The 2,550-nt window shown below is 67.6% G+C and carries 3 protein-coding genes; 2 read left to right on the top strand and 1 reads right to left on the bottom strand.

Going from position 1 to position 2,550, the window contains the following annotated elements; all coding sequences use genetic code 11:
• Window positions 1-12: 12 nt before the first annotated feature.
• Entirely contained in the window at window positions 13-921 is a 909-nt protein-coding gene (locus HUK84_RS14775) for a cytochrome c oxidase assembly protein (RefSeq protein ID WP_176640965.1), read from the bottom strand.
• Between the two features lie 356 nt (window positions 922-1,277).
• Here HUK84_RS14775 and HUK84_RS14770 point away from each other — a divergent pair, with 356 nt between their 5' ends.
• Both HUK84_RS14770 and ku read left to right on the top strand, forming a co-directional pair.
• Window positions 1,278-1,751 carry a YciE/YciF ferroxidase family protein gene (locus HUK84_RS14770; protein ID WP_456306674.1) on the top strand — a complete coding sequence of 158 codons (474 nt, stop codon included), beginning with the start codon at window positions 1,278-1,280 and terminating at the stop codon, window positions 1,749-1,751.
• Window positions 1,752-1,829: 78 nt separating this feature from the next.
• Window positions 1,830-2,550: non-homologous end joining protein Ku (ku, locus tag HUK84_RS14765; protein WP_176640963.1), on the top strand; the 721-nt coding region annotated here is incomplete at its 3' end.

The following is a 2,550-nucleotide window of genomic DNA, read 5'->3' as shown; positions in this document are numbered from 1 at the left end:
CGAGGGGGCCGGTCATGCGGCCCCCCGGACGGTCGCGGCGGGCCTGTCGTCGCGCCATAGCCGGCCGAACAGGATCAGGGCGGCGAGCGCGCTCATCATCCCGCCGCCATAGCAGACGATCGAACCGCCGATCTGCTGGTCCAGCCCGGCATCGATGCCGGGGACCAGCCGGCCGCATATGTCGTAATAGGGATAGATATCGCGCCCGGCGAAGGCGATCGCCGCCCCGGCGGCGATCTGCGGCAACTGCACCGCCGTCACCAGGAACAGGCGCGCCGGCTGGGAGAGGATGCCGCCCCCTCCCCCCGGGCGCGGATCGAGGATCAGGAACCAGAACAGCAGGCCGTCGATCACCATGCTGGCATTCATGACCGCGAACAGGGTCGGGTCCAGCATCGCCCGGACATGCACGGGCGGGATCAGCCACAGCCAGACCAGTCCGAAAAACAGCAGGCAGGCCGGCATGGGATGCTGCACCCACCGCATGACCGCCCGTATCGCCGCCCGTATCGCCGGCCGGCCGAGGGCGGCGCGCAGCCAGGGCGGCGCCCCGTGACGGAGTACCGGCCCCGGGTCGGACAGCGCGATCAGGAACGGCCCCAGATGATGCATCGCCAGATGCTGCACCCGGTTGAAGGTGAAGAGATGCTGCGCGGCATAGAGGAAATGGGTCTGCAGCACCGCATAGATCGCCCCCACCCCCAGCAGGAAGAAGACGGGCGCCCGCCCCGGCCCGATCCCCGATATCATCCCCTGGCGGCGCAGGCGCCGCCAGCCGCGGCAATAGAGCCACAGCGCCAGTATGCAGCCGCCATAGACGGGCCAGGAAAAAACGCTGGGCATCCACCAGGGCAGATGGGCGGGCCGGCGATCGCACAGCACGTCCATCGCGCCGCCGGCCAGCAGGATCGCGGCCGGCACGACGCATTCCCCAGCCCAAGCCCTGGCCCGAGCCCGAGCCCTGGCCATGTCCCGCCATGCCGCACCAGACACGGCATTCCTCCTTTGCCGGCACCACCCTGTCCGCCGACCGTAACCGCGCGGATGCGGGCGGGTTCCGGCGGTTCTTCATCCCCCTGGTTTCATCGCCTTGTTTTATCCCCGCCGTCTTTTTCACGTCGCGGTGACCATGGCTTCCATCCACGGAAGCGCGGGCGCACATTAGGCCCGCCAGCCGGCCCAGCCCTGGCATCATCCCGAGCGGGGGGCGATCCTGGCCCCGTCCGCGAAACGATGCGAGACGTGTCATGGGACTTTTCACAAAAGACGTGCATTCGATGAATGATCTCTTCACGCATCAGTTGAAGGATATCTTCTATGCCGAAAAGCGAATCCTCGGCGCCCTGCCGAAGATGATCGACAAGGCGTCGTCCCCCGAACTCAAGGAGGGATTGCGGTCGCATCTCGAGGAAACGAAAGGCCATGTCGTCCGCCTGGAACAGGTGTTCCAGATGCGCGGAGTCACGCCCGCCACCGTGAAATGCCCGGCGATCGACGGCATTATCGAGGAAGCCGAGGACGTGTCGGGCGACGTGGACAATGCGCAGGTGATGGACGCCGCCATCGCCGCGTCGGCCCAGGCGGTGGAACATTACGAAATCACCCGCTACGGCACGCTGATCGCCTGGGCGAAGGAACTGGGCCATCCGGAATGCGCGGACATCCTGGGCATGACCCTGAGCGAGGAATATGCCGCCGACGACAAATTGACGAAACTGGCCGAGGAGCGGCTGAACAAACAGGCGGCGTAACGCCCGGACGGGCCACCGGCCGCTTGGCGCGGCTGGTGGCGGGAGCCGCGTACGGAGGCGCGTAATGGCGATGTCTGCATGACGGCGCGGGCCAATTGGCGCGGCACGCTGCGGATCGGCGAACTGGATTGCCCGGTCGCGCTCTATACGGCTGTGTCCACCGCCGAGCGCGTGGCGTTTCACATCATCAACCGCGCCACCGGCCACCGGGTTCGCCGGCATTATGTCGACGAGGCCACCGGCGAGCCGGTGGAGCGCGACGACCAGGTCAAGGGTTATGAGACCGAGCCGGGCGAATACGTGATCCTGGACGCGGACGACATCGCCGAGGCGGTGCCGGACAGCGACAAGATCCTGTCGGTGACGGCGTTCGTGCGCAGCGACGAGATCGATGACCTGTACATGGATCGTTCCTATTACCTGGCGGCGGGCACGGCGGACGGGCGGGCGCGCCATGCCCTGGTCCGCGATGCCATGCGCGCCAGGCACGTGGCGGCGCTGGCGCGGACGGTGCTGTTCCGCCGCGTCCGCACCCTGTTGATCCGGCCTGAGGGCGACGGGCTGATCGCGACCGTCCTGAACACCAGGGACGAAATCCATCCGGCGCAGGAGGCGTTTGCCGACCTGCCCGACCTGGCGCTGAACGACGACATGATCGCGCTGGCGCAGCAGATCATCCGAAGCAAATCGGGTCATTTCGACCCCACGCAATTCACCGACCGGTACGAGGCCGCGCTGAGCGACCTGATCCGGGCGAAGCTGGCCGGCCGGGTGCCCCGGGCACCGCCGCGGCGTCCGG

This window comes from Nguyenibacter vanlangensis (genome assembly GCF_013376155.1).
Taxonomy (GTDB): Bacteria; Pseudomonadota; Alphaproteobacteria; order Acetobacterales; family Acetobacteraceae; genus Gluconacetobacter; species Gluconacetobacter vanlangensis.
This window is presented reverse-complemented; position numbering and strand designations above follow the sequence as displayed.